Here is a 26927-nt window from a genome sequence, read left to right as displayed (position 1 = left end):
AAGGCTCAGGCCATCTTTTTTCTTGGGTCTCGCCTATTGAATCAAAAGCTCAGGGCCTTGACCGTCTTGACGCCTTCCAGCTGACAGACCGACCACAGCACCGGCTCTTCGACCGGCGAATCGATCGATAGCAGCAATACCGCTTCGCCACCCGGCGCATCGCTGCGACGGCCAAGGTGGAAGGTGCCGATATTGACGCTTGCCTCGCCAAGAGTCGAACCGACGCGACCGATAAAGCCGGGCTCGTCGCGGTTGACGATATAGAGCATATCGCCTTCCATATCGGCTTCGACCTTGATCCCGAACATTTCGACCAGCCGCGGACCGGACGATCCGAACAAAGTGCCGGCAACCGATTTTTCGCCTTCGTCTGTGGTTACGGATACGCGGACCAGCGTGTGATAATCGCCCTCGCGCTCATGACGGATTTCGCGGACATCGAGACCGCGCTCTTTCGCCAGATAGGGCGCGTTGACCATGTTCACGGTGTCGCTATAGGCCCGCATCAGTCCGGCCAGCACCGCAGCTGTGATCGGTTTCTGGTCCAGTTCGGCTGCTGCGCCTTCGACTTCAACCGCTACGCCCTTGATCTGGTCGGCTGCGAGCTGGCCAACGAGAGAGCCAAGCTGGGTCGCAAGCGCCATATAGGGTTTCAGCTTCGGCGCCTGTTCCGCCGACAGGCTCGGCATGTTGAGCGCATTCTCGACGCCGCCATTGACCAGATAGTCAGCCATCTGCTCGGCCACCTGGATCGCGACATTCACCTGGGCTTCGCTGGTGGAAGCGCCAAGGTGCGGTGTGCAGATCAGGTTCGGTGTCCCGAACAGGGCATTTTCCTTTGCCGGTTCCTGAGCATAAACGTCCAGGGCCGCGCCGGCGACATGGCCGGATTCGAGAGCTTCCTTCAAGGCTGCCTCGTCGATCAGCCCGCCACGCGCGCAGTTGATGATACGGACGCCCGGCTTGGTTTTGGCCAGCGCTTCGGCGGACAGGATATTGCGCGTCTGGTCGGTGAGCGGCGTGTGCATGGTGATAAAGTCGGCGCGGGCGAGCAGTTCGTCCAGCGTCACTTTCTCGACGCCCATTTCTACGGCCCGCTCTTCGGTCAGGAACGGATCATAGGCGGCAACCTTCATCCGCAATCCGATCGCGCGTTCGGCGACAATCGAACCGATATTCCCAGCGCCGATCAGGCCGAGCGTCTTGTTGGTCAGCTCGACGCCCATGAATTTCGACTTTTCCCATTTGCCGGCCTGGGTGGAGGCGTCGGCGGAGGGCAGCTGGCGCGCTAGCGCGAACATCAGGGCGATGGCATGTTCCGCCGTGGTGATGCTGTTGCCGAACGGTGTGTTCATGACCACGACGCCTTTGGCTGAGGCGGCCGGGATATCGACATTGTCGACACCGATACCGGCGCGGCCGACGACCTTCAGATTGGTCGCAGCGTCCAGGAGTTCGGGGGTGACCGTGGTCGAGGAGCGGATGGCAAGGCCATCATATTCGCCGATGATTTTCATCAGCTCTTCCGGCGTCTGGCCGGTGATCTCGTCAACTTCGCAACCACGCTGCCGAAAAATCTCGGCGGCTTTCGGGTCCATTTTGTCGGAAATAAGTACTTTTGGCATGATAATGTTCCTTGTCGGAATGATCGCACCGGCACGGGCCGGCTTCTAGACCAATGGCTTTACAGCAGGGCATTGGTCTGGCCCCGGCTTGCGCCGGGGCGACACAATTAGGAAAGCTCGGCTTTTACCTGAGCATAGGCCCATTCGATCCACAGCAGCAGACGGCGTATGTCTTCCTGCTCGACCGTTGAGCCGCACCAGATGCGCAGCGACGGCGGTGCATCGCGATAGCCGTTGAAGTCGTAGGCAACGTCCATTTGCTCGAGCATTGCGGCGATCTTCTTGGGCACGGAGGCCTTGGCATCGTCGTCGAGACTGTCATACCATTCGCCCTGGAACACCATGCAGACGCCGGTGTTGGTCCATTTGGCCGGATCGCTGACCATGTTGCGCATCCACGGCGTGGCTTCGATCCAGTCGTGGACGGTTTTGGCGTTGCGGTCGGCGCGGGCATGCAGTTCCGGCAAGCCGCCGATCGACTTGGCCCATTCGAGCGAAGCGATATAGTCTTCGGTTGCGAGCAGGGACGGCGTGTTGATCGTCGCGCCTTCAAAGATCGCGGTGTTGAGCTTGTCGCCCTTCTTCACCCGGAAGATTTTCGGCAGCGGCCAGGACGGGCTGTAGCTTTCGATCCGTTCTACGGCGCGGGGGCTGAGAATCAGCATGCCGTGACCGGCTTCCGACCCCATGACCTTCTGCCAGCTGTAGGTGGTGGCATCGAGCTTGGACCAGTCCATCGGCTGGGCAAAGACGGCGCTGGTCGCGTCGTTGATGGTGACGCCTTCGCGGTCGTCGGCAATCCAGTCGGTATCGGGAATTCTTGCGCCCGACGTGGTACCGTTCCAGGTGAAGACGATATCGTCACCCTTGTCGATCGTGGTCAGGTCAGGAATTTCGCCATAATCGGCTTCGAGGACCGTCAGGTTGGCAGGCTTGAGTTGCTTCACGGCGTCCTGGATCCAGACATTGCCGAAGCTTTCCCACGCGGCAACCGTCACCGGACGGGCACCCAGCATATTCCACATCGCCAGTTCGACGGCGCCTGTATCGGAGGCCGGAACAATGCCGATCAAATAATCGTCGGGAATGCCGAGCAGTTCGCGACTGAGGTCAATCGCATATTTCAATCGTCCCTTGCCGGTCGCAGAACGGTGCGAGCGACCCATGGCGATGGTGTTGATATTGTCGAGGGACCAGCCGGGGAATTTGGCTGTCGGACCCGAAGAGAAATTCGGGCAGTCTGGACGCAATTCTGGCGTCGGTATAGTCGTATCAGTCATTGTAACGCTTCTCCTTACAGAGAGCTCGCGCGGCGTTGGGACCGCGTGGCCCGGCGCCGCTTTGTCTTGTGCGGCGCAGCATGTCAAGCGCGATCTTTGTTGCGGATGATACCGTCTATTTCTTCTGGAAAAGAATCTCGCCGCGGCGTGAAACCAGCAGTTTTTCAAGGGATACGGGATGGAAATAGGCTTCTACCCGGTCGCCTTCCGGAGTGGTGCCATAGACTTCGTAGCAGCCGCCATCGACCTTGGATTTTTTGACTGTCCAGCCTTTTTTTACTAGCTCTGCTTTCAGCTCGGCCTGCGTTTTCCAGCCGGATTGCGGGCCCGCTTCGCAGGTCATCTTGCCGGTGGCCAGGGCCGGGGAGGACAGACCGGTGGTGGCGATCAAGGCAGTCGCAGCGGCGGTAATAACGGAATATTTCATGGGCATCTTCTCCAGCTCTGATAGGTTTGCCGCCATTTTGAACAGGCACCGCTGTCTTGTCCATCGACATTTCAGGCGCGCAAATTCAAAATTGCAGCTACACCGATCAAGGTTGGCAATGCGGGGGAGCTTTTCAATCCCCGGCCCGGTTTTTTTCCTGACTTTCGCATCCGGTGTCGCTGAGCGTGGTTTCCGACTAGGTAATTCACAATCCGGCAAAACAGGGGCAAGATTCTGTTAACCATGGATTGCAGCCCGGATTTAACCATCTTCTGACATAGAGCGCAGCATGAAAAGGTCATCTGATATCGGGCGCCGGACGCGCAACGTCGCATTTCTGGGTCTCGCTTCGCTGATTGTCAGTGCCTGTGGCGCGATCCCGGCGGGCCATAGCAACCAATCGCAGCGGCCCCAGGCCTCCGCCGGTCTCGGTTCGTTCGACCCGACCCCTTCGGCGCAGCAATGTTTTAGCGAACTGGGCAGGGCCAATGTTCGTTTCTCGCCCTTGCCAAATCGCCGGTTCAGCGGCGGGTGCAGCCAGATCGACAGTATCAAGTTGCTGGATGTAGGGGCCGATGTCACCAATCTCGGGCCGGTAAAATGCGAACTCGCCGGAAAATTTGCGGCATGGACCGAATATGCCGTCAAACGGGCGGCGCGCAAATATCTCGGCAGCGATCTCAAGCGGATCGAGACAATGGGCAGCTACAGCTGTCGTAATATCGCTGGATCGGGTAAATTGTCGCAACATGCGCATGCCAATGCGATCGATGTTTCCGGTTTCGTGCTCGCCGACGGTCGGCGGATCACAGTCGAGAATAACTGGAAAAGCGGTCGCCAGGAAATGCAGTTTCTCGCCGCTATCCACTCAAGCGCCTGCAAACGTTTTGGCACTGTTCTCAGCCCCAATTACAATGCGGCCCATCGGGATCATTTTCATCTCGACATGAGCGGCAGCGGATATTGTCGATAGCGACACAAGGTCACTGGTCAGTCACTGCTCTATGCATTAGAGCAAGGCCATGACCAATAAAGATCTCCACGACCGCCGTTTTTACCGCGCAAAACAGGAAGCCGAATTCGCCGAGAAAGGGGATTTCGGAACCCCCCAGACCCGCGATCCGGCTTATCGGCTGGCGTTTCAGGACACCGATTTTCTGCTGCGGGAGGAATTGCGTCCGGTCCGCTTCCAGCTTGAACTGCTAAAGCCGGAAATGCTGCTCGACGAAGCGGGTATCGGATCGACTCTGGTGATGTACGGATCGGCGCGCATCCCGGAACCCGACAAGGCGGATGCCCTGATCGAGGCGGCGGCCGACGAGGATTCGCGCAAGATCGCCGAGCGGCTGAAGGAAAAAGCCAAATATTATGACGAAGCCCGGAATTTGGCGCGGCTGGCCAGCGCTTGCGGTATTTCGGAGAATGGCAAACGCGATTTCGTTGTCTGCTCGGGTGGCGGCCCCTCGATCATGGAGGCAGCCAATCGCGGTGCGGCCGATGTGGGCAAGGAATCGATTGGTCTCAATATCGTGCTGCCGCATGAACAGGCACCGAATGAATATGTTACTCCGTCGCTGAGCTTCCAGTTCCACTATTTCGCGCTGCGCAAGATGCACTTCCTGCTGCGCGCCCGGGCGGTCGCGGTCTTCCCCGGCGGCTTTGGCACGCTGGACGAGTTTCTGGAGCTGGTCACTTTGATCCAGACCGGCAAGATGGAAAAGCTACCGATCCTGCTGTTCGGCAAGTCATTCTGGAACCGCGTGATCAACTTCGACGCACTGGCCGACGAAGGCACGATCAGCCGCAAGGACCTCGAGCTGTTCGAGTTCGTGGAGACCGCTGACGAAGCCTGGGATATTATCCAAGAATTTTACGAGCTGGACTGCAACTAGGCAGCCCGGCGCAGCCCGGGCCGGCGCTTATTCTTCAGCCGCAGCTGCGTCGGCTTCCACGGCTTCTTCGGCCTCTGCCTCAGCGCCGGCTTCCGCCTCCGCTTCTTCAGCAGCCGGCTCTTCGGCCGCTGGAGGAGGCGGCAGAGGAATGTTCGACCCTTGGGCGTTCAGATAAACCATCAGATTGGCCCGGTCTTCGGCCTTGCCGAGACCGGCAAAGGTCATTTTCGTGCCATTGGCATATTTGCGCGGCGAAGTCAGCCAAGCGTCCATGGCGGTCCAGTCCCAGTTGCCCGGAATGCTTTTCAGCGCGTCGCTATAGGCAAAGCCGGCGACATGACCGTGGGGCTTGCCCATGGTGTCCCACAGGTTTGGACCGACGCCATTGGCACCGCCCTGGTTGATCGTGTGGCAAGCGGCACATTTGGCGAAAACCTTTTCACCGGCCGCGGCATCGGCCGTTTGCAACAGGGCTTCGATCGACGGACCGGCGTCCGCACCGCCGGAGGTTTCAACGCCCTCGATTACATAGCCCATGACTTCCGGACGCTCGTGCTTGCCCGCGTGGAAATATTTGCCGCTGAGAATTGAAAAGCCGAGGGCCGCGATGCCGCCGGCCAGGACCCAGCCTGCGATGGTGTTGTTGTTGCTCATATTGTCTCTCAAACCCCTGAGTGAGCGGCGGCCATGGGCCTGCCAAATTTGTGCTGTCTGTAAAGAGAGCAACGGACCAACGCAAGGCCTCAATTGCCGTAATTTATGCGACGGTCCCCGCGAAATGCGCAGGCGCCTGACCGGCGGGCCACTTCCCTCTTGCCCCGCTGCATCCCGTTCGACTATCGCAGCAATGTAATAGAGGGACGAGATGGACAGCTTTCCGAAAAACGCATTGGGCATGGTCAGGAAAATGACCGAAAAAGGCGCTGAAAAGCCGGAACAGGCGATTGCCTTCCAGGGTGCTCCCGGTGCCAATTCCCATCTCGCCGCGCTTGACTATGCGCCGGACGGCTTGCCGGTTCCCTGCTTTGCTTTCGAGGATGCGATTGACGCGGTGAAACATGGCACGGCCGGCAGCGCGATCATTCCGATCGAAAATTCGCTCAACGGGCGGGTTGCCGATATCCATTTTCTGCTCCCCGAATCGGGTCTTCATATCGTCGACGAATATTTCATGCAGATCAGCCACTGCCTGATGGCGCGCTCGGCCAGCGCCGAGATCCGCACCGCAATGAGCCATCCGCAAGCGCTCGGCCAGTGCCGCCACTATCTGCGCAAGCGTGGCATCATCCCCGTGGCCTATGCCGATACGGCGGCGGCGGCGGCCTTTGTCGCCCAGCAGGACGACCCCCATGCCGCAGCTATCGCACCCCGGCTTGCCGCCCAGATCTACGGTCTTCAGCCGATCGCCGATGCAATCGAGGATGCGCCGGACAATATCACCCGCTTCGTGGTGCTCGCGCCGGAAGCGGCCGTCCCCGAACCCGACGGCCCGTTGATGACGACCTTCATCTTCGAGGTCAAAAATATACCGGCCGCGCTGTACAAGGCGCTCGGCAGCTTTGCGACCAATGGTGTCAACATGACCAAGCTGGAAAGCTACCAGCAGGGCAGCAGCTTTGCCGCCACCGAATTTTTCGCCGATATCGAGGGTGCTCCCGGCGATCCGGCGATCGACCGGGCGCTTGCCGAACTGGGCTATCACTGCAACAGCGTGCGGATTTTGGGCACCTATCGGCAGGCCCGGCCGCGGACGGTCATCGCCTAGCAGGCCGATATCACCCGATGGTCCGGCGCTGCTCAAGCATTTGACGATTCGACATCATTGCCGAACAGCATGATCATGATGCCGAATATCGCCAGCAGGATGAAGCCCGCAGCCTTGAGCCGTTCTCCATCGATCAGAAACGCCCGGCGCGCCGCGATCAATGATTGCAACGTATAATAGAGCGCAAAGGCGCGGCTCGCATAAGCGATAATCTGGAAAACATTGGCACTCCAGGTCAGCAGCAGTCCGATACCGACCAGGATCGCATAGCCGGTGCGTGCCTTGACATGGCCCTGTGTCAGTTCCTCGACCAGTCCGCCCGAGCCGCTGGTATCGGCGATCGCGGCGCTGAGCTGGGCGGCCAGCGCAGCTGCTACCAGCAGCAGCGGCAGAACCGGCGTGATGATGCCCATCATGTCGATGATCGCGGTTTCGGTGAGCGCAAATTGCTCGCGCTCGAAACTATAGGCAAACAGGCCGATATAGATCAAATAGATCACGCTACTGACAATCTGCGCCAGCCGCATCGATTTGATCCGCGTCGCCGAATCATAATTGCGGCCGAGATAGCGGGAGGTTTCAAAGCCCTGCACCGTGATGATCAGGCCGAAGGCGAGCGTGATCGCCGGCCAGCCGGAAAGCAGCGGCGGATGAACGAACAATGTCGCCGCGCTCGCCTTCTGGTAGAAATAGGAAGTCAGACCGACCAGCAGACCGACGATGATCGCCAGCTTCAGCGTCACCGCGCTGTATTCCATCTTCTCCAGCGCCTTGAAACCGCGGGTCCAGCCGACGATCAGGATCAACAGATAGACGGCCGAGGTTAGCAGCTTGGCATTGGCATCATTGTCAAATGCGGTCAGGCTGACCCCAAATGCACCGAACAGGTTGAGATAATAGGCAACCGAAATGATGAAGGCGAACACCAAAGCCCAAGAAGCGGCCAGTTCCAGGCGGTCCGTCCACCGGTCCTGCTGCGGATGCTTGCCATTGCGTTGCAATATGTTGAACCGGATGGCGCCGCCAAACAGATAGGCACCGAGACAAAGGCCGGCCATGATCAGTGGCGCGATATAGCCATAGTCGGTCACCAGTATCGGTGCGAGCACCAGAAATCCGCTGCCAATAATCGAGGCCAATGGTGTCACCGTCGCGCGCCAGAGGGCTGATTTCGCCAGGCGCGGGGAGAATAGCAACAGTCCGGTTGCGATTGCGGCAAGAATGATGGCGATATTCAGCAGCACAATGATGTCCGAAGGTCCCGGATGGTGACGCCGCTAAATAGGACTTCCCCCAATATCTTGTCGATGGGTATTCTTACGGAAAGACCGACTCGCTATCAGGAACGGCGGCTATTTGCCTGCCAGCTTTTTCGCTGCCGCCAGATGGGTACGGCCGATGCGGATTTCGGTGCCGCATTTGAGGCAGGCCATCCACACGCCGCCGCCGTCATGGCGCAGGCCGGCAATCCAGTCGCGCCGGACCAGATGCGAGCGGTGCAGGCGGATGAATTCTTCCGGATTGAGCCGCTCTTCCAGACCGGTGATGGTCTGGTGCAGCAGATAGCTGACGCTGCCGACATGCAGGCGCATATAGTCGCGCTCGGCCTCGACCCGGTCGATCTCGGAGGCGACGATGCGGCGCAGTTCGGACTTGTAGGGGACCCAGAATTCTTCGGCCCAGGGGGAGTCGTCTGCTTCATCCTTTCGCGGTTCGGCGGTGCGTTCCCTGACCCGGGATATGGCCAGCTGCAGGCGGGCATTTTCGACCGGCTTCAGGACATAGTCGATTGCGGCGACATCAAAGGCCTCGACCGCGAAGCGGTCAAAGGCGGTGACAAATATGATCGCGGGTGCATCGGCCTGGCCGGACAGGCCGCGCGCGACATCCAGCCCGTCCTTGCCGGGCATCGCGATATCGAGCAGCAGCAAATCCGGCTTCAGCTGTTCGGTAAGGCGCAGCGCCGCTTCGCCGTCGCTGGCGGTACCGATCAGATTGATATCCGGCTGCCGCGCACAGAGCAGTTGCAGCCGTTCGATCGCCAGCGGCTCATCGTCGACGATCAGCGTGGTCAGCGGTCTGGTTTCGGTTTCTTCGGTCATGGGTTGTCCAGCATCAACGGGAGGGTCAGCTGCGCAATATAGCCGCCTTCTGCCGGACGTACAGTCTGCAGACCGGCCTGCCGGCCAAAGCGCGTTTCGAGCCGGTCGCGGACATTGGCCAGGCCAATGCCGTTGCTGGCGCCATCATCCTGCAGATCGACCGGTCGCGGATCGCCGTCATCGGCCACCGTCAGGATCAGATTGTCGCCGTCGGAGCGGGCGCTGATCGCTATGGTCACCGGGCGCTTGCTGTGGGCGACACTATGCTTGATCGCATTCTCCACCAGCGGTTGCAGGATCAGGCCAGGGACCAGAACGCCGAGCAGGTCGTCGGGAATATTCACCTTCGTCCGCAGCCGTTCGGGGAAGCGCACCGCCTCGATATCGAGATAGAGATTTTGCAGATGCACCTCTTCCGACAAAGGCACATCCTCCAGAGGATCGCCGGACAGGCTGGTACGATAGAATTTCGACAGGTTGAGGATCATCTCCTCGGCCTCTTCCGGCTGGCTGCGCATCACCAGGGTGCTCAGGCTGTTGAGCGTGTTGAACAGGAAATGCGGATTGACCTGATAGCGCAGCGACCGCAATTCGGCATCCTGCGCCGCCTGGGCGAAGCGGGCGGCCTTGCGCTCGACCTGCCGGACCCTGCCAGCGTAGCTCAGAGTCAGATAGAGGGAGGTCCAGCTGACGATGAAGAAAAAGCGCGACGTGGCATCTTCGAAGATCGCCTTGAACGCCAGATTCTCCTGCGACATATATTTGCGCATTTCCTCGACATGCGCTTCGTCCCAGAGATTTTCCGGATAATAGACGTTGAAGACATAATGGTTGAACGAGGCGATGATGATCGCGCAGGGAATGGCGGCGGCAAAGGCCGTTATGATCCGGGTCGAAAGGGCCCGGTCCTCGAACTGTCGCAGAAACAGATAGAGCAGATAGGTTGTGCCGATACCGAAAATCGTGACGACCGTCCGCCGCATGACCATCTCGCCTTGCGCCGGCCAGTCACCGATGGACGCCCGCAAAGTCAGGACGATCATGTAGAAAAACCAGAATCCGACGATCGACAGGATGGCTACCTGATGCCCGACCGACGGCTTGTGGTTTCCCAGTTCAAATTTTCTCATATGCGTTCAATTCGTGGTTTCGGGTCAGCTTAGGCCAATTTGGTATCAATTGTCTCTAGCCGAATCGCGACCGGTCGAACCATGCTTGCGGTTGGTCGAAACTTTATAAGCCTTACGCGCAATTTTCCCACTCCGTAGAGGCCGCGCAGGATTAAACCGCTCCGGTTTAACCAATTGCTAACCATGTTTTGTTCAACTGTTCTGGTGGGAAAAGCCCACGAGGAGTGGTGAAGACATGACCAAGGAAACACGATCCGTCCCCGGCGCGATGACGCTGGCCGAGATAAAGGAATTTGCGAGTTTCAGCTCCGCGACCCAGCGCTATATCCGCCGGTCGCTGGACGTCGGGCTCGAGCGATCCGATGCCGTCGAGACATGGTCGCGGGACAAGGTGGAAGAAGCCGGCATCCAGGTGCAGATTTCCCTGTACCGGCGCATTCGCGATATCCGCAAAGCCATTCCCGAAGACTGCGCGGTCGACAGCATCGAGGCGTTCATGCCGGCATTGATTTCGCTGGCCGCCTATGATCTGGGTCAGGGCCGTATCCACAGCTTCCCGGCCTTTCGTTTTCTCTACGAGCGGCTGCTCGGACCGGATTCGCGTCCATGGTTGCCCGGCGCCTTTTGCGCAGCCGCGGCATTACCCCATCTGCACCCGAAAACCCGCAAGAGCCTGCTGCAGTCAATCAGCGAAGCCGCGGCGACCGCGCCGGGATGGTCGAACCGCGAGCCCAGTTTCTTTCCGGAATGGGTCGAAAAAGTCGACATCAACAGAGCTGCGCACTAATCGCCGGGCGCTAGGACTTAACTCTAGGCTGTCGCCGGCCGTCCGGTAATCGCCGACTCATATTCGCTCTCGGCGCGCCGGATCAGGTGCCGGTCATCTTCGTTCCACGGATGAAATCCGGGCAGAAAGAATTTGATCCACGGGATGATGATCGCCCGCGCAATGCCCGGCTCGATCAGCAGGAATTTCAGTAGCTTCAGCTTCACCGGCCATCCGGTCATGCCGTCCTGCGCCAGCAGATCGAGTGTATCGTTCCAGCGATTGCCCCAGAAATTGCGGGTGATCACCAGCATCATCAGTGCCTTCACTTTCCAGCGTTGCCAGCGGCTCCAGTTCCGGGTCGCGTAGAGCCAGGTGTCATAGGCAACGCCCTTATGCTCGATCTCTTCGAGGGCGTGCCAGCGCCACAGGTCGGCGGTTTCCTCGTCCGAATCCTTCCAGTGGCGGGGATTGGCGAGAAATTGCTGGGCCATGATCGCGGTAAAATGTTCGAGGATCATCGTCGCCGCGAGATTGGTAATTTTCGGGCGGCCTTTTGTCATCGCCAGCGATTCGGTGATCCGCTGTTCGATTCGGCTGGTGTCATAGCCATTTTCCTCGACCCGCCGGTTCAGCGCCAGATGTTCGCGGCTGTGGATCACTTCCTGCTGGACAAAGGCGCGGATTTCTTTCTGCAACTGCTGTGGCGTGTGGTCGCGAAACTCTTTCACGCTCTCGATGAAAAAGGCTTCGCCGCGCGGGAAGGTGAGCGACAGGCAATTGTAAAAGGCAGTCGCGATAGGATCGCCATTCTGCCAGTATTTTTCAGAGTCATAGCCTTGTTCCCGGCCGAAACGGCGGTCACGCGGTGTGATTTCGTGTCCCTCGGGCGTGGGCGTGTCTATGGTTGCCGGTTCAGCACTGACAATCTGGGGCATATTCATGGGCTGTTTCCATTTTGCGAAATGCGGCCTATAGCTAACATCAGTGATAATAGGGTTACTTACATAAATGTCAATAGCAAAGAGACGCCTCTCTCCTGAAGAAAGCCGCGGCATGGCGCTGGCAGCCGCCCGCGATCTGCTGATCGAAACCGGGCCGCAGTCGGTAACACTGAAGGCCGTTGCCAGCCGGATCGGGCGCACCCATGCCAATCTCCTGCATCATTTCGGCTCCGCCTCGGGTCTGCAAAAGGCTTTGGCGGTCTATCTGTCCGACGAGGTCTGCGGCATGATTGCGCAGGCTATTATCAAGTCACGCTCCGGCGAAGGCTCCGCGCGCGATATTGTCGATCTGACCTTCGATGCGTTTGACAAACAGGGGGCTGCGGCGCTCTGGTCCTGGATGATGCTGACCGGTAACGAGGATGCGCTGGATCCGATCGTCGAGGCGATTCACAAACTGGTCGACGATGTCGGGGATGACGGGCACAAGGATCGCGAGTTGCACGAAGATACGCTGGTGCTGGTGCTGATGGCCCTCGGCGATGCGTTGATCGGAGAGCGTCTCTCCGGATCATTGGGGCTGGCGCGCAACAGCGCGCGGGACATGGCCGAACGGCAACTGGAAAATGGTCTGGTCAGCATCGGCAACGAGCAACAGGCCTAGGCGCGAATTTCCCGGTCACTCCTTGGCAAACAGCCGGTCATCGCTGGCAAAGGCCTTGAACTCGAGCGCGTTGCCGCTCGGATCCTGAAAAAACATCGTCGCCTGCTCGCCCACCTGTCCTTCAAAGCGGATTGTTGGCGGAATCACAAAGCGGATCCCCGCTGCGGATAGCCGATCGGCAAGTGCCTGCCATTCGGCCATGGTCAGTACGACGCCGAAATGGGGCACCGGGACCTGCTCGCCATCGACCGGATTGACCATCGGCAGGGCGGTGTAGGTCTGGTCAAGATGAGCGACGATCTGGTGCCCGTAAAGATTGAAATCGATCCAGTGTGAGTCGCTGCGGCCTTCTTCACAACCGATAAGATCGCTATAGAAAGTGCGGGCCGCGTCGAGATCATCGACCGGAAAAGCCAGATGGAACGGCCGCAGGGGCGGTCGGGATTCAATGTTCATATTTTCTCTGCTTGTCTTCCGGCGCGGCGAGGGTGAAGCAATGTTCAAAATCCAGATTGGAACCCTGACCGCTTGATTCCCGCTCCCTGGCGTCGGCCAGCATCGCCTCTCGGCTCCGGGTCAGCATTATGTCGCTTTCCTGACCGCTCAGTCCTTCGGCCCGCATCTTGTTGCGCGCGCGGCTGTCGAGCACCGTTGCCAATGTCTTCAGATCCTGCGCTGTCTTGGACAGTCCCTCGCGATTGTAAACTTCTTCATAGGCCAGTTGCAGCATGCCGGCGCATTGCGTCAGGTCCGGTTTCGGTCTGGGTGGCACCGCGGCATCGAGCATAGCAAGGCAGCCGGCCATTTCGTCACCAACCGTCTCATCCGGATCGGCGGCCTGTTGCGCGAGAGCCTGCCGCTCGGCCACGGCTGCTATCATGGCATCGCGGACCTGTTCCTTGCTGCGGCCGCTATCCTCCATGATCTGCTGGCCGACCAGCCCGGCATAGGTCGCGCCGCGTTCGGCGAGCAAGGGATAGTCGAGCGCGGTGGTTACGCCCCGTTCCTGTTCGGAAGCGACAATCGCCAGCACGGCGACGCAGGCGAGAGCCTGTTGCTGGTCCGTGCTGAGCGGCTCGAGCTGGCTGTTTGCCGGTTGCGTCAGCGCGAGCGTCAGAAGAGCGAGAATTTTCATGGCCGGACGTTAGCAAGCAAATGGCTGTTCCGGCAATTAGCAATTGAATGGTGATCGCGAACACGGCAAAAGCCGCTGGTGTCAAAACTCCGTGAAATGATCGCCCGCCATCCCTATGCAATCTCGCTGTTTGCGGGCGGGTTGAGCGCAACCGGCTTCGCGCCGCTGAACCTCTGGCCGCTGACCATATTGATGCTGGCCCTGTGGATGGTGTTGGTGATGCGGGCAGGGAGCCGCAAGGCCGCCTTTTTTACCGGCTGGCTGTTCGGTGTCGGCCATTTTATCATCGGCCTGAACTGGATCGCCAAGGCTTTCACCTTTCAGGCGGCGATGCCCGAGTGGCTCGGTTATATCGCTGTGTTGCTGCTTTCGCTCTATCTGGCGGTCTATCCAGCGCTGGCCGCGCAGGCCGGTTGGTGGATCGGCAGGGGCCGGCCGCTGGTCCTGGTCCTCGCACTGGCCGGAGCCTGGATCGTCACCGAATGGCTAAGGAGCTGGGTGTTCAGCGGCTTCATCTGGAACCCGCTCGGGTCGGTTGCGCTACCGCTCGGCCAGATGGCCGGGTCCGGCACGATCATCGGCACCTATGGGTTGTCGGCGATCCTGATCGCTGGCGCCGGCGGCCTGTGGCTGCTTTGCCGCAAAGAATGGCGGGTGGCGCTGCCGCTGCTTCTGGTCTTTGCCGGACTTGCGTTATTGCAGCAACCACGAGCGACGCCGGTGTCTCCAGACCAGCCGCTGATCACCGTGGTCCAGCCCAATATCGGTCAGCAGGACAAATGGAAGGCCGGCTATGAGGATCAGAATCTGGCGAAGCTGGCGGAACTGACGCTGCGGGCAGACGATGATCCGCGGATCATCTTCTGGCCGGAAGCGGCCATTCCGGACTATCTGGAGACCGGCTATCCGGCTCGCTATTATTACGGTCGCCCGCCGGAATTTGTCCGTCAGCAGCTCGGCATGCTGATGAAACCCGGCGACATGCTCGTGCTCGGTGCGCTCAAACTGGAATTTGACGAAGCCGAGGGACGCGCAGTCGGTGCGCGCAACAGCGTCTTTGTGATGGACTCCGATCATCAACTGATCGGCCGCTATGACAAGTCGCATCTGGTGCCATATGGCGAGTATCTGCCGATGCGGCCCCTGCTTTCGGCGATCGGCCTGTCGCGTCTGGCGCCGGGCGACTTCGATTTCTGGCCGGGGCCCGGCGCCCGGTCGCTCGATCTGGGCGCGCTTGGCAAAGCCGGGCTGCAGGTCTGCTACGAAATCATCTTCTCGGGGCAGGTTGTCGATCGTGACAATCGGCCGGACTTCATCTTCAACCCGTCCAATGACGCGTGGTTCGGAAGCTGGGGGCCGCCGCAGCATCTGGCCCAGGCGCGTCTGCGGGCGATCGAGGAGGGGCTGCCGGTAATCCGCTCGACCCCGACCGGCATTTCCGCCGTCATTGACGCCAATGGCGCAATCCGGTCCAGCGTGCCGATGGGGCAGGCGGGCCGCATCGACAGCCATATGCCGCAGGCCAAGGCTCCAACTCCCTTCGCGCTATATGGTAATCTCCTGCCGCTGGGGCTGGCGCTGCTTTTGCTCCTATCGGCCATTGCCATCCGCGTGCGCGCCCGTTAAAGTAGATATAAACTTTTCCTTATGTCCCTGTGGTTGACGTTGCTTCGGCCCAAAATCAGGATTTTGCCATGCGTTCAGAGTTTATTTTTACGTCCGAATCGGTTTCCGAAGGTCATCCCGACAAGGTGTCGGACCAGATTTCCGATGCCATCGTCGACCTGTTCCTTTCCAAGGATCCGGAAGCGCGGGTTGCGTGCGAAACCCTGACCACGACCGACCGGGTGATTCTTGCCGGCGAGGTGCGCGGCAAGGGCATGATCGACACCGATGGCAACTGGGCGCCGGGCGCGCAGGAAGAAATCCAGACTGCGGTGCGCGAAACCGTCAAGAAAATCGGTTACGAGCAGGAGGGTTTCCACTGGCAGAATCTGACCTTCGAAAATTACCTCCACCCGCAATCGGCGCATATTGCCCAAGGCGTCGACGAAAGCGGCAACAAGGACGAGGGTGCCGGCGACCAGGGCATCATGTTCGGCTATGCCAGCGACGAGACGCCGGACCTGATGCCGGCAACGCTGCAATATTCGCACGAGATACTGAAGCAGATGGCCGCTGACCGCCATAGCGGCAAGGCGCCGTTTCTGGAGCCGGACAGCAAGAGCCAGGTCACCCTGCGCTATGTCAATGAAGTGCCGGTGGAAGCCGTTGCCCTGGTGGTCTCGACGCAGCACGCGCCAGGCTATTTCAAGGGCAGCGACAATCCGGCACTCTATGAAGAATTATATGATTATGTGATGGGTGTATTCCGCAAGATACTGCCCGACGGTTTTATCACCGACAATACGGTGATCCACGTCAATCCGACCGGTCGTTTTGAAATCGGCGGCCCTGATGGTGACGCCGGCCTCACCGGTCGCAAGATCATCGTCGACACCTATGGTGGTGCGAGCCCGCACGGCGGCGGCGCGTTTTCCGGCAAGGACCCGACCAAGGTCGACCGTTCGGCAGCCTATATCACCCGCTATCTCGCCAAGAATATCGTCGCCGCCGGTCTCGCCAAGCGGTGCGCGATCCAGCTGTCCTACGCGATCGGTGTGGCCGAACCGCTGTCGATCAATGTTGACCTGCACGGCACCGGCAAGGTGAGCGAGGAGAAGCTGGAGGAAATACTGCCGCAGCTGGTCCGCCTGACGCCGAAAGGCATCCGCACCCATCTCGGCCTGAACAAGCCGATCTATTCGCCAACCGCGGCTTATGGCCATTTCGGCCGAAAAGCGGCCGGCGATTTCTTCACCTGGGAGAAGACCGATCTGGTGGACGCGCTGAAAGCGGCCATCTAGGTCCACAACCCGGCTATTCGCGCGCCCGAATATCGTCTATTCTCTATCGATATCCGGAGGGAGAGAAATCATCATGCGCGGACCGCTAAAATCATATGGCAGGACCCTATGGGGCGTCATCTGCATGTCGGCCCTAGTTTTCGCGGCACCCGCACAAGCGCAGCCCGAACAGAGGACAATCGAGGCGACGGCAGGCCAAGACTGGGATCACCAGAATAGCGGCATGACGATGCCGGCCCGGCTTGGCGGTTTCGACAGGCAATATATCCGCGACCTGACGGACGATGGGCTGGATGTGTACGGGCAATATTACGGGAAGGACGGGCAGACCCGGCTGACGCTGTTCTTCTATCGCGCCGCGGTCAACAGTGTGCCCCTGTGGTTCGATGCGGCGAATCAGGCCTTGCGCGGCAATGTCAAATTGCTGCCGGGCGCCAGCGAGTATCTCTCGTCGGCTTTCACCCCGCCGGGTCAGTCCGAAGCGAGCGGATTGATGGCGGTGTACAGCACGTCCGGAAACGAATTCAAAAGCACCGGGGTTGCCATGTTGCCGCTCAATGGCTGGCTGGTGAAAATCCGCTTCACCTCTGCCGAACTTTCGGCGGAGGAACTGGCGGCCTCGCTGATGCCGATATTGCATGATATAGGCTGGCCGGAAGAGATTGTCTCCGGGCCCGCCGCCACCGTAATTCTGCCATGCGAAAATGCATTGAAGCTGAGTGACAGGATCAAGCGGATCAAGCCGACAATGACCGATGCCCTGTCGGCTGGTATCCTGAACATCCCGGTCGATGATACAGCCGATGGCGAGGAACCCGGTATCTATTGCCGGGATCCGCAGGATTTCGGTCCTTTTTCCATCTATCGTGCCGGTGGATCGGAAGACGGATATCTGATGCCTCTGGGGGACGCCGGACGCGCCGCTTCGGTTCACGCAAACCGGCTTGGCGGTCTGACCGGTGGCAGCCGGGAACCGAGATTTACCCCGGTCATGATGCGGCTGGACCAGAATATCATATTTCCCGATCTGGACAAATTGCCGACCCCGGGCGTTCTGCTGTCGGCCACCGGTGACGGCGCCGCGATTTCGGCCGTCACGACATGGCCTCCATCGTCCGGATCGACGATAACCGTCAACGTACCAGCCGATGAGGATCAATGACAAAATCTAAAGATGGCGACCCGACAACCATCCGCCAGCTCTACGGCCGTCGGCAAGGGCATGCCCTGCGCGACCAGCAGGTAGAGCTGGTCGAGAAGCTGCTGCCGCAAATTGCTGTGCCCACCGAAGGACCGGTCAGCTCGGCGTCGCTGTTCGGCACCGACCGGCCGCTGCATTTCGAAATCGGTTTCGGGGCGGGCGAGCATCTGGCTTCGCGCGCCGACATGCTTCCGGACCACGGATTCATCGGCTGTGAACCCTATCTCAATGGCGTTGTGGGCGCGTTGCAGCATGTCCGCGACAGCCATCTTGCCAATGTCCGGCTGCATATGGGCAATGCGCTCGATGTGCTCGAACGGATTCCAGACGGCGCGCTGAGCTTTGTCTATCTGCTCCATCCCGACCCCTGGCCCAAGGCGCGCCATGCCAAGCGACGCTTCATGAACCACGGGCCGGTCGACATGATCGCGGCGAAGCTGAAGCCCGGCGGCGAATTCCGCTTCGGCACCGACCATCCTGTCTATCTGGAATGGGCCTGCATGATCATGAACCAGCGGGACGAATTCGACTGGCTGTGCAAAAGCCCGAAAGACTGGAAGATCCGTCCTGGCGGCTGGCCGGAGACGCGCTACGAAGCCAAGGCGCGCCGGCAGGGTCATGATGTCTGGTATTTCCGGTACCAGCGGAAACAAACCAAATAAAATCAAAGCCGTTTAGAATGTGAATTGGCTGATTTCAGCCAATTACGGCTACCGTAACGGACTTTTAACCATGTCTGTTAGGGATGTTGCTATGCCGAAGCTTAACCTTCCTTGTCTAATTGCTGCTTAACCAAAATCGGTTAGCGCCGAGAAGAATCGAACTGGGAGGTTCACGAAAAGATATGGACATTGCTCCGACCATCGCTGATTCAGCATCCGAATTTTCTGCGCAAAACAAGAGCGCGACACCCCATGATCTTCATATTCAACCGCGCAATCTGAATTTTGCCCGCGCCGAGATCGACCGGCGCCGCTGGGTCGGTGGCGACCCCTTTGCTTCCGCCTTTTTCAACGCGCTTTCCGTGACCTTTCCGGAAGGCGAACTGTTCTTTATCGATTCGCTCAAGAAATTCATCAAGCGGGTCCCGCCGAAGCTGCGCGGTGAAATCCGCGCCTTCATCCAGCAGGAAGCGATCCATAGCCGGGAGCATCATAGCTTCAACGAGCATCTGAAAGACTGCGATTTCGATATTACACTGCTGGAGCAGGCGATTTGCCACGTGGTGACAGAAATCCGCAAAAAGCCGGAATATGACCAGCTGGTGGCGACCATGTGCATCGAGCATATTACCGCGATACTGGCGGCCGAAGTGATCGGCAACCCGGCCCATCTGGAAGATGCCGACGAAGATCAGCGCAATCTCTGGCTGTGGCATGCTTCGGAAGAGATCGAGCACAAGGGTGTTGCCTATGATACCTGGCTGCACATGACGAAGGACTGGAACCCTTTGAAATGCTGGTTTGTCCGCTGCAGCTTCATGGCCCGAATATCCTTTGGATTCGCCAAGAACCGCAGCAAGGGTATTCTGGAACTGTTGCGTCAGGACGGCATTTCCGGGCCGCGCGCCTGGTTCGGGCTCGCCCATTATCTGCTGCTTGGCAAGGCGCCGTTCCGCCGTACATTGCGGCCGCTGCTGGCATTTTTCAAGCCGGGCTTCCACCCTTGGGACATCGACCACCGTCCGCTGATCAAACTCGCCGAGAGCGAGTATGAAGCGGCCATCATGGATGACGCGAAGGTGACACCGATCAAGGACCTGACGGCCGTCGACCAATTGAAAAAAGTCGCCTGAGGCTGCCGCTAGGCGGCGATGTCTCGCATCACCTCGTCGGCCGCTTCATCTTCCGACAGGGACAGGCTGAACCGGACCGTATCGTCCTTCAGCCCTCTGCCTTTTGAATAGCGCGGCGTGCATCGGCCGGTCGGTCTGAAACCGAGTTTTCTCAGCACCTGTCCCGAAGCCGGATTGTCGGAAAAATGTTCGGCACTGATCTCCCGATGACCGAGGGCCCCGGCGATACCCAGTACCGCACGGCCGGCCTCGGTGGCATAGCCGCAGCCCCAGTGATCGCGGGCAATCCAGTAACCAAGTTCGGGATGCCCCTCGTCCCGATCGTCCAGTCCGATACCGCCGAGCAGCACCGGGGTCCGGCCATTGCGGCTGAAGATCAGGAAATTGGGATGGATCGCGGAGCGGGACATAGCCAGAAAATGTGCGGCATCTTCGCGCCGATAGGGCCAGGGCGCACTCGCCAGATTGCGGATGACCGTTTCGTCATTGATCGCGGCAAACAGGCTGTCCCTGTCCTCGGGCCAGCCGGGCCTTAAAAGCAATCTTGGTGTTACGGCAAACATCGGGACTCTCCATCATCAAATTCGCGACGCCCCCGGCTTGAATGATGAGACCGCTAGAACGGTGTCATGACAAGATCGTGACGTTATGACAGGGAGACATAAAAAAAGGGAGAGGATGACCCTCTCCCTGAAATTACCGGTCCCGTAGAACCTGTCGGGTCATCCCTCTGGTGGACAACTCTTTATTGATTGTCCGGTTATTCTGCGGCTTCCGCCATGGCGTCGACAGACACATATTTGCGGCCGAGCTTGCCCTTGTGGAATTCCACCTTGCCATCAATGAGCGCGAACAAGGTGTGGTCCTTGCCCATGCCGACATTGCGACCCGGATGGGTCTTCGTGCCACGCTGGCGGATGATGATGTTACCGGCGACAACGGCTTCGCTACCGAATTTCTTGACGCCCAGGCGACGACCTTCTGAATCGCGCCCGTTGCGGGATGAACCACCTGCTTTTTTATGTGCCATGGTTTAGTCCTCTTTCTTCGCAGCCGGCTTTTTGGCGGCTGGCTTCTTCGCTGGAGCCTTCTTGGCCGCAGCTGGTTTGGTTTCAGTCTTCGCAGCAGCCTTTTTCGCCGGTGCTTTCTTGGCCGCGGCAGCCTTGGCTTCCGCAGCGGGCTTGTCTTCGGCGGGAGTCGCTTCCTTCTTGGCAGCGGCTTTCTTCGGGGCCTTTTCGGAGCCGATAGCGCTGATCTTCAGAACCGTGTGCTGCTGGCGATGGCCGTTTTTGCGGCGATAATTATGCCGGCGGCGCTTCTTGAAGATGATGACCTTCTCGCCTTTTTCCTGGGCGAGGATCTCGGCCGCAACGGTCAGACCCTTGACGTCCTTGATGTCATCACCGTCTCCGGCAAGCAGAACGTCGTCGAGAGTTACCGAATCACCAGCTTCACCAGCTAGTTTTTCGACTGCGATAATATCTCCTGCGGCAACCCGATATTGTTTGCCGCCGGTGCGCACAATTGCGAACATGGCTATTTTCCGTTTCAAATTTATGGTTCCAGCGCACAAGGCCGTTAACGCGAGTCTCTCGGCTCACGCTGGAAAGAGTGGGCAGCTAACCGATGGGGCTGGCACTGTCAACCGGCTTAAGGCGATTTTTGGCTATTCGATGTGACCCGGCAACGCTCCGCTTCATGTCTGGAGATTCGCCGTTGCAGAGCGGATAAGCCTCTCGTAAAGACAGGGCAATGAAAAAACTCCCTGCTTTGGTGACGATTATCACGGTTACGCTGTCCGGATGCGCGATGCAGGATGGCGACTTTCCATCGCTTCTGAAGCGGCCTTATGAAAGCGCGCCGATGGCCGGAGAGACGGCTGCTCCGGTGACTGCGATTTCCTCGCTGCCGGCAGATCTGCAAGCCAGGCTTGGCGCAGTGGTAGCCAGCAGCGGCGACGCAGACGCAAAATACCGGGAGCGCCTGCCGGCGGTCAAAAATCGGGTGGATGCGGCCCGCGGCGCGGCGGAATCGAGCGAAGCCTGGGTTGTTGCCCAGATGGAACTGGCAGCGCTGGAGATCGTGCGCAGTCCGTCGGTCGAGGCACTGGCCGATATTGACGCGCTTTACCGGGATCAGCTCGAGCGCGAGACCGCGGCGGACGAATCGGGCGGCACCGCGATCATTGCCGCGCAGCGCGACCTGGTGCAAGCTCAGGTTGAGCGACAGCAGGCCGACATCGAGGCGATGAAGAACCGGCTGCGCTGATTCGCGCCCGCCGGTCCTCCCTCCCGGTTCACCCGGTTACTTCAAGCACCATGTTGGTCGGCGTTTCCGTCGCGCGCCTGACGTTCGAGAAACCGGCCTGATTGAGCACTTCGGTCAGCCGCTTTTGTCCCGCTTGTGCGCCGAGCCCCAGGCCAATATCCTGCGCCAGCGAGGCGGGTGTGCAGATGGTGGTCGAAAAGGCGTAGAAGATCTGGCCGAGGGGATGGAGATTGTCTGCCATATTATCCCCGGCGAGCGGTTCGACCAGCATGAAGCTGCCGTCCGGGCGCAGGGCCTTGCGGATATGCGCGGCGGCGCCAACCGGGTCCCCCATGTCGTGCAGCGCATCGAAAATGCAGACGAAGTCGAAATCCTCGCCACGGAAATCCTGGGCTGAAGCGACCTGGAATTCGACATTGGTCACGCCCGCCGCTGCGGCTTTGGCGCGCGCCTCGATAATCGACGGTTCGTGAAAGTCGATTCCGTGAATTATCGATTCGGGATAGGCTTTTGCCATCAATACGGTGGAGGAGCCGTGGCCGCAGGCGATGTCGGCGACCTTGGCCCCGGCCTTGAGTTTCGCGTTGACGCCATCCAGCGCGGGAATCCATTGATCGATCAGACAGGCTTCGTAGCCGGGCCGGAAGAAGCGGTCGGTGCCGCAGAAGCAGCAGGTCGAATGGTCGCCCCAGGGCCTGCCCTTGCCGGACCGGAAGGTTTCCACCGCTTCGGCCTGGGTTTCGAACTGGGAGATGACGCTCTGGAAAAAGCCCTGCATGCAGGCCGGCTGGCCTTCGCGGGAAAGGACCAGCGCCTGTTCGGGGCTCAGGGAAAAAAGATCGCCGTCGGGATGGTGCGTGACATAGCCGGCGGCGGCGTTGGAGCCGAGCCACTGCAGCAGATATTTCGGGTTCAGTCCGGTTTTCTCGGCGAGCGCGTCGACCGACAGCGCTCCCGCCCCGTCCATGGCGGCATAGACGCCTGCCTGATCACCGAGATAGGACATGAAAACGGCCATCGCGCCGGCCACATCCCCGATGACCTTGCCTGCCAGCTGCTCTACCTTGCTTGCGTCAATTGCTTCCGTCATCTCGCCGTCTCCCGAAGAACAGCGACCCGGTCAGGACATTAGCATAAAAAATCAATAAGCTACAGCGCGTCGATCGCGGCCTTGTGCGCCTTGGCATTCTCGACATAATGGGCGACGCCCATCCGCATGCCAGCGATTGCCGGTTCGGTCAGGTCGCGCATATATTTTGCCGGCGATCCGGCCCAGAGCTGTCCCGAGGGGATTCGCTTGTTCGGGGTCAGCGTCGCACCGGCGGCGAGCATGGCATCGCCCTCGATCACGCAGCCGTCCATCACCGTCGTGCTCAGGCCGACAAAGGCCCGGTCTTCCAGCGTCGCGCCGTGCAGCATCACCATATGGCCGACCAGAACATCATCACCGATGATCGTCGGATGGCCGTTGGGCGTCGCCGGCGTGGCGCTGTCGCAATGGATGGTGGTGCCGTCCTGGATATTGCTGCGCGCGCCGATCCGGATGAAATTCACATCCGCCCGAATCACGCAATTGTACCAGACGCTCGATTCGGGACCGATTTCGACATCGCCGATGATCTTGCAGCCCGGCGCGATAAAGGCGCTGGGATGGATTTTCGGAGTCTTGCCGTTGAACGGCAGGATCAGGGCTTGGGTCATGTTTTGCAGCTCCAGTCTTCAGCTTCGATTTTATAGACAATGGTCGGGTTCAGCTCTGCGCCATAATCGGGATCGTGAAAATCCAGTTCCGGACGGTGGGTCATGCCGAGGCGTTTCATCAGGCCCCAGCTCGGCTCGTTTCCGGCAACCGTCAGGGCGACCACATAGGGTGCGTTCCAGCGGGTGAAGGCAGCGTCCAGACAGGCCGTTGCGGCTTCCCGCGCATAGCCTTTGCCCCAGGCATCCTCGCGCAGCCGCCAGCCGATTTCGTGGGCGCCGGTCAGCTTGGGTTGCGGCGCGTTGACCCTCTTGAGGCCGCAGAAACCGAGAATTTCTCCGTCGGACTTGCGCTCGACGATCCAGAATGTGTGGCCGAAGTCGCGGTCATAGCCTTCCAGCCGCTGCATCGCGGCGTTGAATTTCTCGCGGCTCTGCACCCCGCCCAGCCAGCGCATGACATTGCGGGTGTTGAGATGCTCCATGAACGGCTCGATATCGCTCGCGCGCCATTTGCGCAGGATCAGCCGGTCGGTTTCCAGTACGATATCGTCGGCTTTCTCAGCCATTGAGCAAGCGCGCCGCATCGGCAGCAAAATAGGTGAGGATGCCGCTGCACCCCGCCCGCTTGAAGGCCAGCAGCTTTTCCATCATCAGCGCGTCATGGTCGCCGACGCCGGCTTCGGCGCCAACCTTGATCAGCGCATATTCGCCGGATACCTGATAAGCGAAGACCGGCACGTTGAACTCCGACTTGGCGCGATAGATGATGTCGAGATAGGCAAGGCCCGGCTTGACCATGATGCTGTCGGCGCCCTCGGCGATATCAAAGGCGATTTCGCGAATTGCCTCGTCGCTGTTGGCCGGATCCATCTGGTAGGTTTTCTTGTCGCCCTTCAGCAGGCCCCCCGAACCCACGGCATCGCGGAACGGGCCGTAAAAGGCGCTCGCATATTTGGCGGAATAGGCCATGATCTGGACATTGTGATGATGCGCCAGTTCGAGCACATCGCGGATCGCGCCGACCCGTCCGTCCATCATGTCGGAGGGTGCAATAATATCGGCCCCCGCATTGGCCTGGTTCAGCGCCTGCTTGGTCAGGACATCAAGCGTGCGGTCATTCTCGACATAGCCCTTGTCGTCGAGCAGCCCGTCCTGGCCGTGGCTGGTATAGGGATCCAGCGCCACATCGGTGAGAATGCCGATATCGTCGCCCAGCGCGTCCTTCACCGCCTTGGTGGCGCGGCACATCAGATTGTCGGGATTGAGCGCTTCCTTGCCGTCGTCGCTGCGCTTGTCCGCCGGCGTGTTGGGAAACAGGGCAAGACAGGGAATGCCAAGCTCGCGGGCTTCCCTTGCCCGTTCGACAATGCCGTCCACCGACCAGCGCGAGACGCCGGGCAGAGCGGCGACCGGTTCCTCGATGCCGGAGCCTTCGGTGATGAACAGCGGCCAGATGAAATCGGATGGCGAGAGCTGTGTCTCGCGGACCATGTCCCGGCTCCAGCCATGGGTTCGGGTGCGGCGCAATCGGCTGCGCGGGAAGGTGGCATCTTGTGACATGGGAGAGGCTTAGCGGAGCTGGCAGCGGCGCTCAACTCTTCTGAGAAAAACTTTGCCGGGCGGCGCGCCACCCTAGCTCTTGAGCGGCTTGGTCAGGCGGTTGATTTCGCGTTCCGGTTTGCTGTGGATAGCGGCGCTCTTCAAGGGCGCCAGCGCCGCTCCTGGTGCCACTTGCTGCAGCTTCTGCAACTCGCCCTTGAAACGGCGCAGTTCGCGTCCGCCCAGTTGCGCCCGTTCAACAAATTTGACCGACCGTGGGTTGATCGTCCGGCCGCCGCGATAGAGCTCATAGTGGAGATGCGGGCCGGTCGACAGGCCGGTCGAGCCGATATAGCCGATGATCTGGCCCTTGCGCACGCGCCGCCCGTTGCGCACTGCGATCCGGCTCATATGGGCGTAACCGGAGGCGAGGCCGCCGCTATGCTGCAGCTTGACATAATTGCCGAAACCGCCCTTGCGTCCGGAATAGGTCACCGTTCCGTCGGTGACCGCATAAATGGGCGCGCCATAGCCGCCGCCAAAGTCCAGGCCGCTGTGCATGCGCTTGTAGCGCAGGATCGGATGGCGGCGCATGCCATAGTTGGAGGTGATCCGCCCGTTGGTCGGCCGCGCCAGTTCGCCGCTGGACTGGCCAATGCCGGAAGCCTCGAACCAGTTGGTCCGGCCACCGCTCTGCCATTGCAACAATTGTGCTGTCGGTTTGCCATCCCGTTCGAGGCCGGCATAGATCAGGTCGCCCACTTCCACTTCGCCGGTTTCGGCGCGGCGATAGGAGAGGATGATATCAAATTCGTCGGTCGCGCGAATATCGCGGGATACAGACAGTTTCGAACCGATGACTTTCAGATATTTCTGGACTGCATCGGCCGGTGCACCGGCCGCGCGGGCCGAACGGTAAAGGCTCGAACCGACAGTGCCCTTGATTCGCAGAGGCGTATCGTCGACGAGGATCGGCTTGCGGTTTAGCTTCAATTGGTCGCCGTCGCGCAATATTTCGAGATTGAGGTCAAAGCGAGCGCGAAAGGCCAGCTGGTCGAGCGGTCGGGCCTGGTTTTTCGCGGGACGACGACCGAGTATCACGTCGATCTTGGTTCCCGGCTTGATATCGGCGAGCGAAACCGCGCCGCTGATCAGGTCATTGGCCCGGGCGGCTTCGCTGCTGGCAACGCCAGCGCGCTGCAATACCCGGCGCAGGCTGTCGCCGCGTCCGAGCGTCGCGACCAGCTCGATTGACGGGCGTTCGGGGCTTTCTGCCAAAGGTCGCACCGCATCGGTCGCCGCCATTCTGATGCCGGTGTCGGATCCGTAAGCCAGCGGTGCAATCATCTGTGAACGGGCCTGATCGGCGCGATAGCCGCTCAGCGGATCGGCCCGATGCCCCGCAATCGGTCCGAAGTCCGGCAGGGCACTGATGGCAATGCCGCACAGCGCTGTCAGCGTTATCAGGCCACGAAACCAGGTGAAACTGCCGATGTCCAGACCGAGATCGGGTACCCAGTCAATTTCGGCAAGATATTCCCGCCATTCGGCAAATTTGTCATCGGAAAGGTTCGTTTCGGTCGACGACGCGGAGAGGGGAGTCGCTGCTATGGCCGCAGGCCCCTGAACTTGCATGTTGATATCGTCGATACTCTTGAACAAACGAACCCCTTGGCGATGCAAGTCATGACTTTGCATCCTCTATGTGAGCAACCTCTGTGCAGGAACTTGGTTAAAGTCAAATTAAGGCGCCGTGCAGGCTGTTTACATGCGGTGAATCGTGTAAA

General features: G+C 59.7%; 29 protein-coding genes. 11 read left to right on the top strand and 18 right to left on the bottom strand.

What is annotated here, in order from left to right:
- Positions 1–41: 41 nt before the first annotated feature.
- From serA to BOSE62_RS11125, 3 genes are all read right to left on the bottom strand, one after another.
- Entirely contained in the window at positions 42–1625 is a 1584-nt protein-coding gene (gene serA / locus BOSE62_RS11135) for a phosphoglycerate dehydrogenase (protein ID WP_159646112.1), read from the bottom strand.
- A gap of 107 nt (positions 1626–1732) precedes the next feature.
- Positions 1733–2905, bottom strand: a complete 1173-nt coding sequence (locus tag BOSE62_RS11130; protein WP_159646109.1) for a phosphoserine transaminase — start codon at positions 2903–2905, stop codon at positions 1733–1735.
- Between the two features lie 115 nt (positions 2906–3020).
- A complete protein-coding gene (locus tag BOSE62_RS11125; RefSeq protein ID WP_159646106.1) occupies positions 3021–3332 on the bottom strand; it encodes a PepSY domain-containing protein in 312 nt (103 codons plus the stop codon).
- 289 nt (positions 3333–3621) lie between these two features.
- Between BOSE62_RS11125 and BOSE62_RS11120 the strand changes: the two genes are divergently transcribed.
- Positions 3622–4305: an extensin-like domain-containing protein gene (locus tag BOSE62_RS11120; RefSeq protein WP_159646103.1), complete on the top strand. Its 684-nt coding sequence runs from the start codon at positions 3622–3624 to the stop codon at positions 4303–4305.
- Between the two features lie 49 nt (positions 4306–4354).
- Positions 4355–5224, top strand: a complete 870-nt coding sequence (locus BOSE62_RS11115; RefSeq protein ID WP_159646100.1) for an LOG family protein — start codon at positions 4355–4357, stop codon at positions 5222–5224.
- A 27-nt stretch (positions 5225–5251) separates the two neighbouring features.
- Here the strand turns inward: BOSE62_RS11115 and BOSE62_RS11110 are convergent, their stop codons facing one another.
- A complete protein-coding gene (locus BOSE62_RS11110; RefSeq protein ID WP_159646098.1) occupies positions 5252–5878 on the bottom strand; it encodes a c-type cytochrome in 627 nt (208 codons plus the stop codon).
- Positions 5879–6089: 211 nt separating this feature from the next.
- On the opposite strand from BOSE62_RS11110, the gene BOSE62_RS11105 reads away from it, so the two are divergent.
- The gene (locus BOSE62_RS11105) at positions 6090–6989 is read left to right on the top strand and encodes a prephenate dehydratase (RefSeq protein ID WP_159646095.1); all 900 of its coding nucleotides are present in this window, start codon (positions 6090–6092) and stop codon (positions 6987–6989) included.
- A 32-nt stretch (positions 6990–7021) separates the two neighbouring features.
- Here the strand turns inward: BOSE62_RS11105 and BOSE62_RS11100 are convergent, their stop codons facing one another.
- The 3 genes from BOSE62_RS11100 to BOSE62_RS11090 all read right to left on the bottom strand — a co-directional run bounded on the left by BOSE62_RS11100 (position 7022) and on the right by BOSE62_RS11090 (position 10221).
- The gene (locus BOSE62_RS11100; protein ID WP_201295662.1) at positions 7022–8233 is read right to left on the bottom strand and encodes a hypothetical protein; all 1212 of its coding nucleotides are present in this window, start codon (positions 8231–8233) and stop codon (positions 7022–7024) included.
- A gap of 108 nt (positions 8234–8341) precedes the next feature.
- Entirely contained in the window at positions 8342–9091 is a 750-nt protein-coding gene (locus tag BOSE62_RS11095; RefSeq protein WP_159646092.1) for a LytR/AlgR family response regulator transcription factor, read from the bottom strand.
- Positions 9088–10221 (bottom strand): sensor histidine kinase, encoded by a 1134-nt coding sequence (locus BOSE62_RS11090; protein WP_159646089.1) that lies wholly within the window; start codon positions 10219–10221, stop codon positions 9088–9090. The genes BOSE62_RS11095 and BOSE62_RS11090 overlap by 4 nt, the downstream gene beginning before the upstream one ends.
- Before the next feature lie 235 nt (positions 10222–10456).
- Here BOSE62_RS11090 and BOSE62_RS11085 point away from each other — a divergent pair, with 235 nt between their 5' ends.
- Positions 10457–11008 (top strand): hypothetical protein, encoded by a 552-nt coding sequence (locus BOSE62_RS11085; RefSeq protein WP_159646086.1) that lies wholly within the window; start codon positions 10457–10459, stop codon positions 11006–11008.
- A 23-nt stretch (positions 11009–11031) separates the two neighbouring features.
- Here BOSE62_RS11085 and BOSE62_RS11080 read toward each other — a convergent pair whose 3' ends face one another.
- Complete coding sequence (locus tag BOSE62_RS11080; protein ID WP_159646083.1) at positions 11032–11931, bottom strand: metal-dependent hydrolase; 900 nt, start codon at positions 11929–11931, stop codon at positions 11032–11034.
- A 67-nt stretch (positions 11932–11998) separates the two neighbouring features.
- Between BOSE62_RS11080 and BOSE62_RS11075 the strand changes: the two genes are divergently transcribed.
- Positions 11999–12595 (top strand): TetR/AcrR family transcriptional regulator, encoded by a 597-nt coding sequence (locus tag BOSE62_RS11075; RefSeq protein WP_159646080.1) that lies wholly within the window; start codon positions 11999–12001, stop codon positions 12593–12595.
- A gap of 15 nt (positions 12596–12610) precedes the next feature.
- On the opposite strand, the gene BOSE62_RS11070 is transcribed toward BOSE62_RS11075, so the two are convergent.
- Both BOSE62_RS11070 and BOSE62_RS11065 read right to left on the bottom strand, forming a co-directional pair.
- A complete protein-coding gene (locus BOSE62_RS11070) occupies positions 12611–13051 on the bottom strand; it encodes a VOC family protein (protein ID WP_159646077.1) in 441 nt (146 codons plus the stop codon).
- Positions 13041–13730, bottom strand: a complete 690-nt coding sequence (locus BOSE62_RS11065) for a hypothetical protein (protein ID WP_159646074.1) — start codon at positions 13728–13730, stop codon at positions 13041–13043. Before BOSE62_RS11065 ends, BOSE62_RS11070 begins: the two co-directional genes overlap by 11 nt.
- A gap of 96 nt (positions 13731–13826) precedes the next feature.
- Here BOSE62_RS11065 and lnt point away from each other — a divergent pair, with 96 nt between their 5' ends.
- The 5 genes from lnt to BOSE62_RS11040 all read left to right on the top strand — a co-directional run bounded on the left by lnt (position 13827) and on the right by BOSE62_RS11040 (position 19632).
- Positions 13827–15356: an apolipoprotein N-acyltransferase gene (gene lnt, locus BOSE62_RS11060; RefSeq protein WP_159648015.1), complete on the top strand. Its 1530-nt coding sequence runs from the start codon at positions 13827–13829 to the stop codon at positions 15354–15356.
- 68 nt (positions 15357–15424) lie between these two features.
- Complete coding sequence (gene metK, locus BOSE62_RS11055; RefSeq protein ID WP_159646071.1) at positions 15425–16636, top strand: methionine adenosyltransferase; 1212 nt, start codon at positions 15425–15427, stop codon at positions 16634–16636.
- Between the two features lie 124 nt (positions 16637–16760).
- The gene (locus BOSE62_RS11050; protein ID WP_159646068.1) at positions 16761–17798 is read left to right on the top strand and encodes a hypothetical protein; all 1038 of its coding nucleotides are present in this window, start codon (positions 16761–16763) and stop codon (positions 17796–17798) included.
- Positions 17795–18499: a tRNA (guanine(46)-N(7))-methyltransferase TrmB gene (gene trmB, locus BOSE62_RS11045; RefSeq protein ID WP_159646065.1), complete on the top strand. Its 705-nt coding sequence runs from the start codon at positions 17795–17797 to the stop codon at positions 18497–18499. Before BOSE62_RS11050 ends, trmB begins: the two co-directional genes overlap by 4 nt.
- Positions 18500–18681: 182 nt before the next feature.
- On the top strand, positions 18682–19632 hold the full coding sequence (locus BOSE62_RS11040; RefSeq protein ID WP_159646062.1) for a metal-dependent hydrolase: 951 nt from the start codon (positions 18682–18684) through the stop codon (positions 19630–19632).
- 8 nt (positions 19633–19640) lie between these two features.
- Here the strand turns inward: BOSE62_RS11040 and BOSE62_RS11035 are convergent, their stop codons facing one another.
- From BOSE62_RS11035 to rplU, 3 genes are all read right to left on the bottom strand, one after another.
- Positions 19641–20195 carry a GNAT family N-acetyltransferase gene (locus BOSE62_RS11035; RefSeq protein WP_159646059.1) on the bottom strand — a complete coding sequence of 185 codons (555 nt, stop codon included), beginning with the start codon at positions 20193–20195 and terminating at the stop codon, positions 19641–19643.
- A gap of 197 nt (positions 20196–20392) precedes the next feature.
- On the bottom strand, positions 20393–20662 hold the full coding sequence (gene rpmA, locus BOSE62_RS11030) for a 50S ribosomal protein L27 (protein WP_159646056.1): 270 nt from the start codon (positions 20660–20662) through the stop codon (positions 20393–20395).
- A 3-nt stretch (positions 20663–20665) separates the two neighbouring features.
- Positions 20666–21166 (bottom strand): 50S ribosomal protein L21, encoded by a 501-nt coding sequence (gene rplU, locus BOSE62_RS11025; RefSeq protein ID WP_159646053.1) that lies wholly within the window; start codon positions 21164–21166, stop codon positions 20666–20668.
- A gap of 218 nt (positions 21167–21384) precedes the next feature.
- Here rplU and BOSE62_RS11020 point away from each other — a divergent pair, with 218 nt between their 5' ends.
- Positions 21385–21900 (top strand): hypothetical protein, encoded by a 516-nt coding sequence (locus tag BOSE62_RS11020; RefSeq protein ID WP_159646050.1) that lies wholly within the window; start codon positions 21385–21387, stop codon positions 21898–21900.
- 28 nt (positions 21901–21928) lie between these two features.
- Here BOSE62_RS11020 and BOSE62_RS11015 read toward each other — a convergent pair whose 3' ends face one another.
- From BOSE62_RS11015 to BOSE62_RS10995, 5 genes are all read right to left on the bottom strand, one after another.
- The gene (locus tag BOSE62_RS11015) at positions 21929–22990 is read right to left on the bottom strand and encodes a class I SAM-dependent methyltransferase (protein WP_159646047.1); all 1062 of its coding nucleotides are present in this window, start codon (positions 22988–22990) and stop codon (positions 21929–21931) included.
- Between the two features lie 59 nt (positions 22991–23049).
- Positions 23050–23601: a gamma carbonic anhydrase family protein gene (locus BOSE62_RS11010; protein WP_159646044.1), complete on the bottom strand. Its 552-nt coding sequence runs from the start codon at positions 23599–23601 to the stop codon at positions 23050–23052.
- Positions 23598–24167, bottom strand: a complete 570-nt coding sequence (locus tag BOSE62_RS11005) for a GNAT family N-acetyltransferase (RefSeq protein WP_159646041.1) — start codon at positions 24165–24167, stop codon at positions 23598–23600. The genes BOSE62_RS11010 and BOSE62_RS11005 overlap by 4 nt, the downstream gene beginning before the upstream one ends.
- A complete protein-coding gene (hemB, locus tag BOSE62_RS11000) occupies positions 24160–25161 on the bottom strand; it encodes a porphobilinogen synthase (protein WP_159646038.1) in 1002 nt (333 codons plus the stop codon). The genes BOSE62_RS11005 and hemB overlap by 8 nt, the downstream gene beginning before the upstream one ends.
- A 72-nt stretch (positions 25162–25233) precedes the next feature.
- Positions 25234–26802 carry a M23 family metallopeptidase gene (locus BOSE62_RS10995; protein WP_236553991.1) on the bottom strand — a complete coding sequence of 523 codons (1569 nt, stop codon included), beginning with the start codon at positions 26800–26802 and terminating at the stop codon, positions 25234–25236.
- Positions 26803–26927: the final 125 nt, after the last annotated feature.

This window comes from Sphingorhabdus sp. 109 (assembly GCF_902506555.1).
GTDB lineage: Bacteria > Pseudomonadota > Alphaproteobacteria > Sphingomonadales > Sphingomonadaceae > Parasphingorhabdus.
Note: the sequence above shows the minus strand (reverse complement) of the source record. Positions and strands in the feature narration are given on the sequence as shown.

Bases quoted from the DNA above. Each gene is read 5' to 3' on its own strand.
- BOSE62_RS11115 (WP_159646100.1), top strand. From the start codon at position 4,355: ATGACCAATAAAGATCTCCACGACCGCCGTTTTTACCGCGCAAAACAG.
- lnt (WP_159648015.1), top strand. From the start codon at position 13,827: ATGATCGCCCGCCATCCCTATGCAATCTCGCTGTTTGCGGGCGGGTTG.
- BOSE62_RS11070 (WP_159646077.1), bottom strand. From the start codon at position 13,051: ATGAACATTGAATCCCGACCGCCCCTGCGGCCGTTCCATCTGGCTTTT.
- BOSE62_RS11090 (WP_159646089.1), bottom strand. From the start codon at position 10,221: ATGAGAAAATTTGAACTGGGAAACCACAAGCCGTCGGTCGGGCATCAG.
- metK (WP_159646071.1), top strand. From the start codon at position 15,425: ATGCGTTCAGAGTTTATTTTTACGTCCGAATCGGTTTCCGAAGGTCAT.
- BOSE62_RS11005 (WP_159646041.1), bottom strand. From the start codon at position 24,167: ATGGCTGAGAAAGCCGACGATATCGTACTGGAAACCGACCGGCTGATC.
- BOSE62_RS11065 (WP_159646074.1), bottom strand. From the start codon at position 13,730: ATGAAAATTCTCGCTCTTCTGACGCTCGCGCTGACGCAACCGGCAAAC.
- BOSE62_RS11010 (WP_159646044.1), bottom strand. From the start codon at position 23,601: ATGACCCAAGCCCTGATCCTGCCGTTCAACGGCAAGACTCCGAAAATC.
- BOSE62_RS11020 (WP_159646050.1), top strand. From the start codon at position 21,385: ATGAAAAAACTCCCTGCTTTGGTGACGATTATCACGGTTACGCTGTCC.
- serA (WP_159646112.1), bottom strand. From the start codon at position 1,625: ATGCCAAAAGTACTTATTTCCGACAAAATGGACCCGAAAGCCGCCGAG.
- BOSE62_RS11080 (WP_159646083.1), bottom strand. From the start codon at position 11,931: ATGAATATGCCCCAGATTGTCAGTGCTGAACCGGCAACCATAGACACG.
- BOSE62_RS11075 (WP_159646080.1), top strand. From the start codon at position 11,999: ATGTCAATAGCAAAGAGACGCCTCTCTCCTGAAGAAAGCCGCGGCATG.
- rpmA (WP_159646056.1), bottom strand. From the start codon at position 20,662: ATGGCACATAAAAAAGCAGGTGGTTCATCCCGCAACGGGCGCGATTCA.
- BOSE62_RS11125 (WP_159646106.1), bottom strand. From the start codon at position 3,332: ATGAAATATTCCGTTATTACCGCCGCTGCGACTGCCTTGATCGCCACC.
- BOSE62_RS11035 (WP_159646059.1), bottom strand. From the start codon at position 20,195: ATGTTTGCCGTAACACCAAGATTGCTTTTAAGGCCCGGCTGGCCCGAG.
- hemB (WP_159646038.1), bottom strand. From the start codon at position 25,161: ATGTCACAAGATGCCACCTTCCCGCGCAGCCGATTGCGCCGCACCCGA.
- rplU (WP_159646053.1), bottom strand. From the start codon at position 21,166: ATGTTCGCAATTGTGCGCACCGGCGGCAAACAATATCGGGTTGCCGCA.
- BOSE62_RS11050 (WP_159646068.1), top strand. From the start codon at position 16,761: ATGTCGGCCCTAGTTTTCGCGGCACCCGCACAAGCGCAGCCCGAACAG.
- BOSE62_RS11015 (WP_159646047.1), bottom strand. From the start codon at position 22,990: ATGACGGAAGCAATTGACGCAAGCAAGGTAGAGCAGCTGGCAGGCAAG.
- BOSE62_RS11105 (WP_159646095.1), top strand. From the start codon at position 6,090: ATGGACAGCTTTCCGAAAAACGCATTGGGCATGGTCAGGAAAATGACC.
- BOSE62_RS11110 (WP_159646098.1), bottom strand. From the start codon at position 5,878: ATGAGCAACAACAACACCATCGCAGGCTGGGTCCTGGCCGGCGGCATC.
- BOSE62_RS11120 (WP_159646103.1), top strand. From the start codon at position 3,622: ATGAAAAGGTCATCTGATATCGGGCGCCGGACGCGCAACGTCGCATTT.
- BOSE62_RS11095 (WP_159646092.1), bottom strand. From the start codon at position 9,091: ATGACCGAAGAAACCGAAACCAGACCGCTGACCACGCTGATCGTCGAC.
- trmB (WP_159646065.1), top strand. From the start codon at position 17,795: ATGACAAAATCTAAAGATGGCGACCCGACAACCATCCGCCAGCTCTAC.
- BOSE62_RS11040 (WP_159646062.1), top strand. From the start codon at position 18,682: ATGGACATTGCTCCGACCATCGCTGATTCAGCATCCGAATTTTCTGCG.
- BOSE62_RS11085 (WP_159646086.1), top strand. From the start codon at position 10,457: ATGACCAAGGAAACACGATCCGTCCCCGGCGCGATGACGCTGGCCGAG.
- BOSE62_RS11130 (WP_159646109.1), bottom strand. From the start codon at position 2,905: ATGACTGATACGACTATACCGACGCCAGAATTGCGTCCAGACTGCCCG.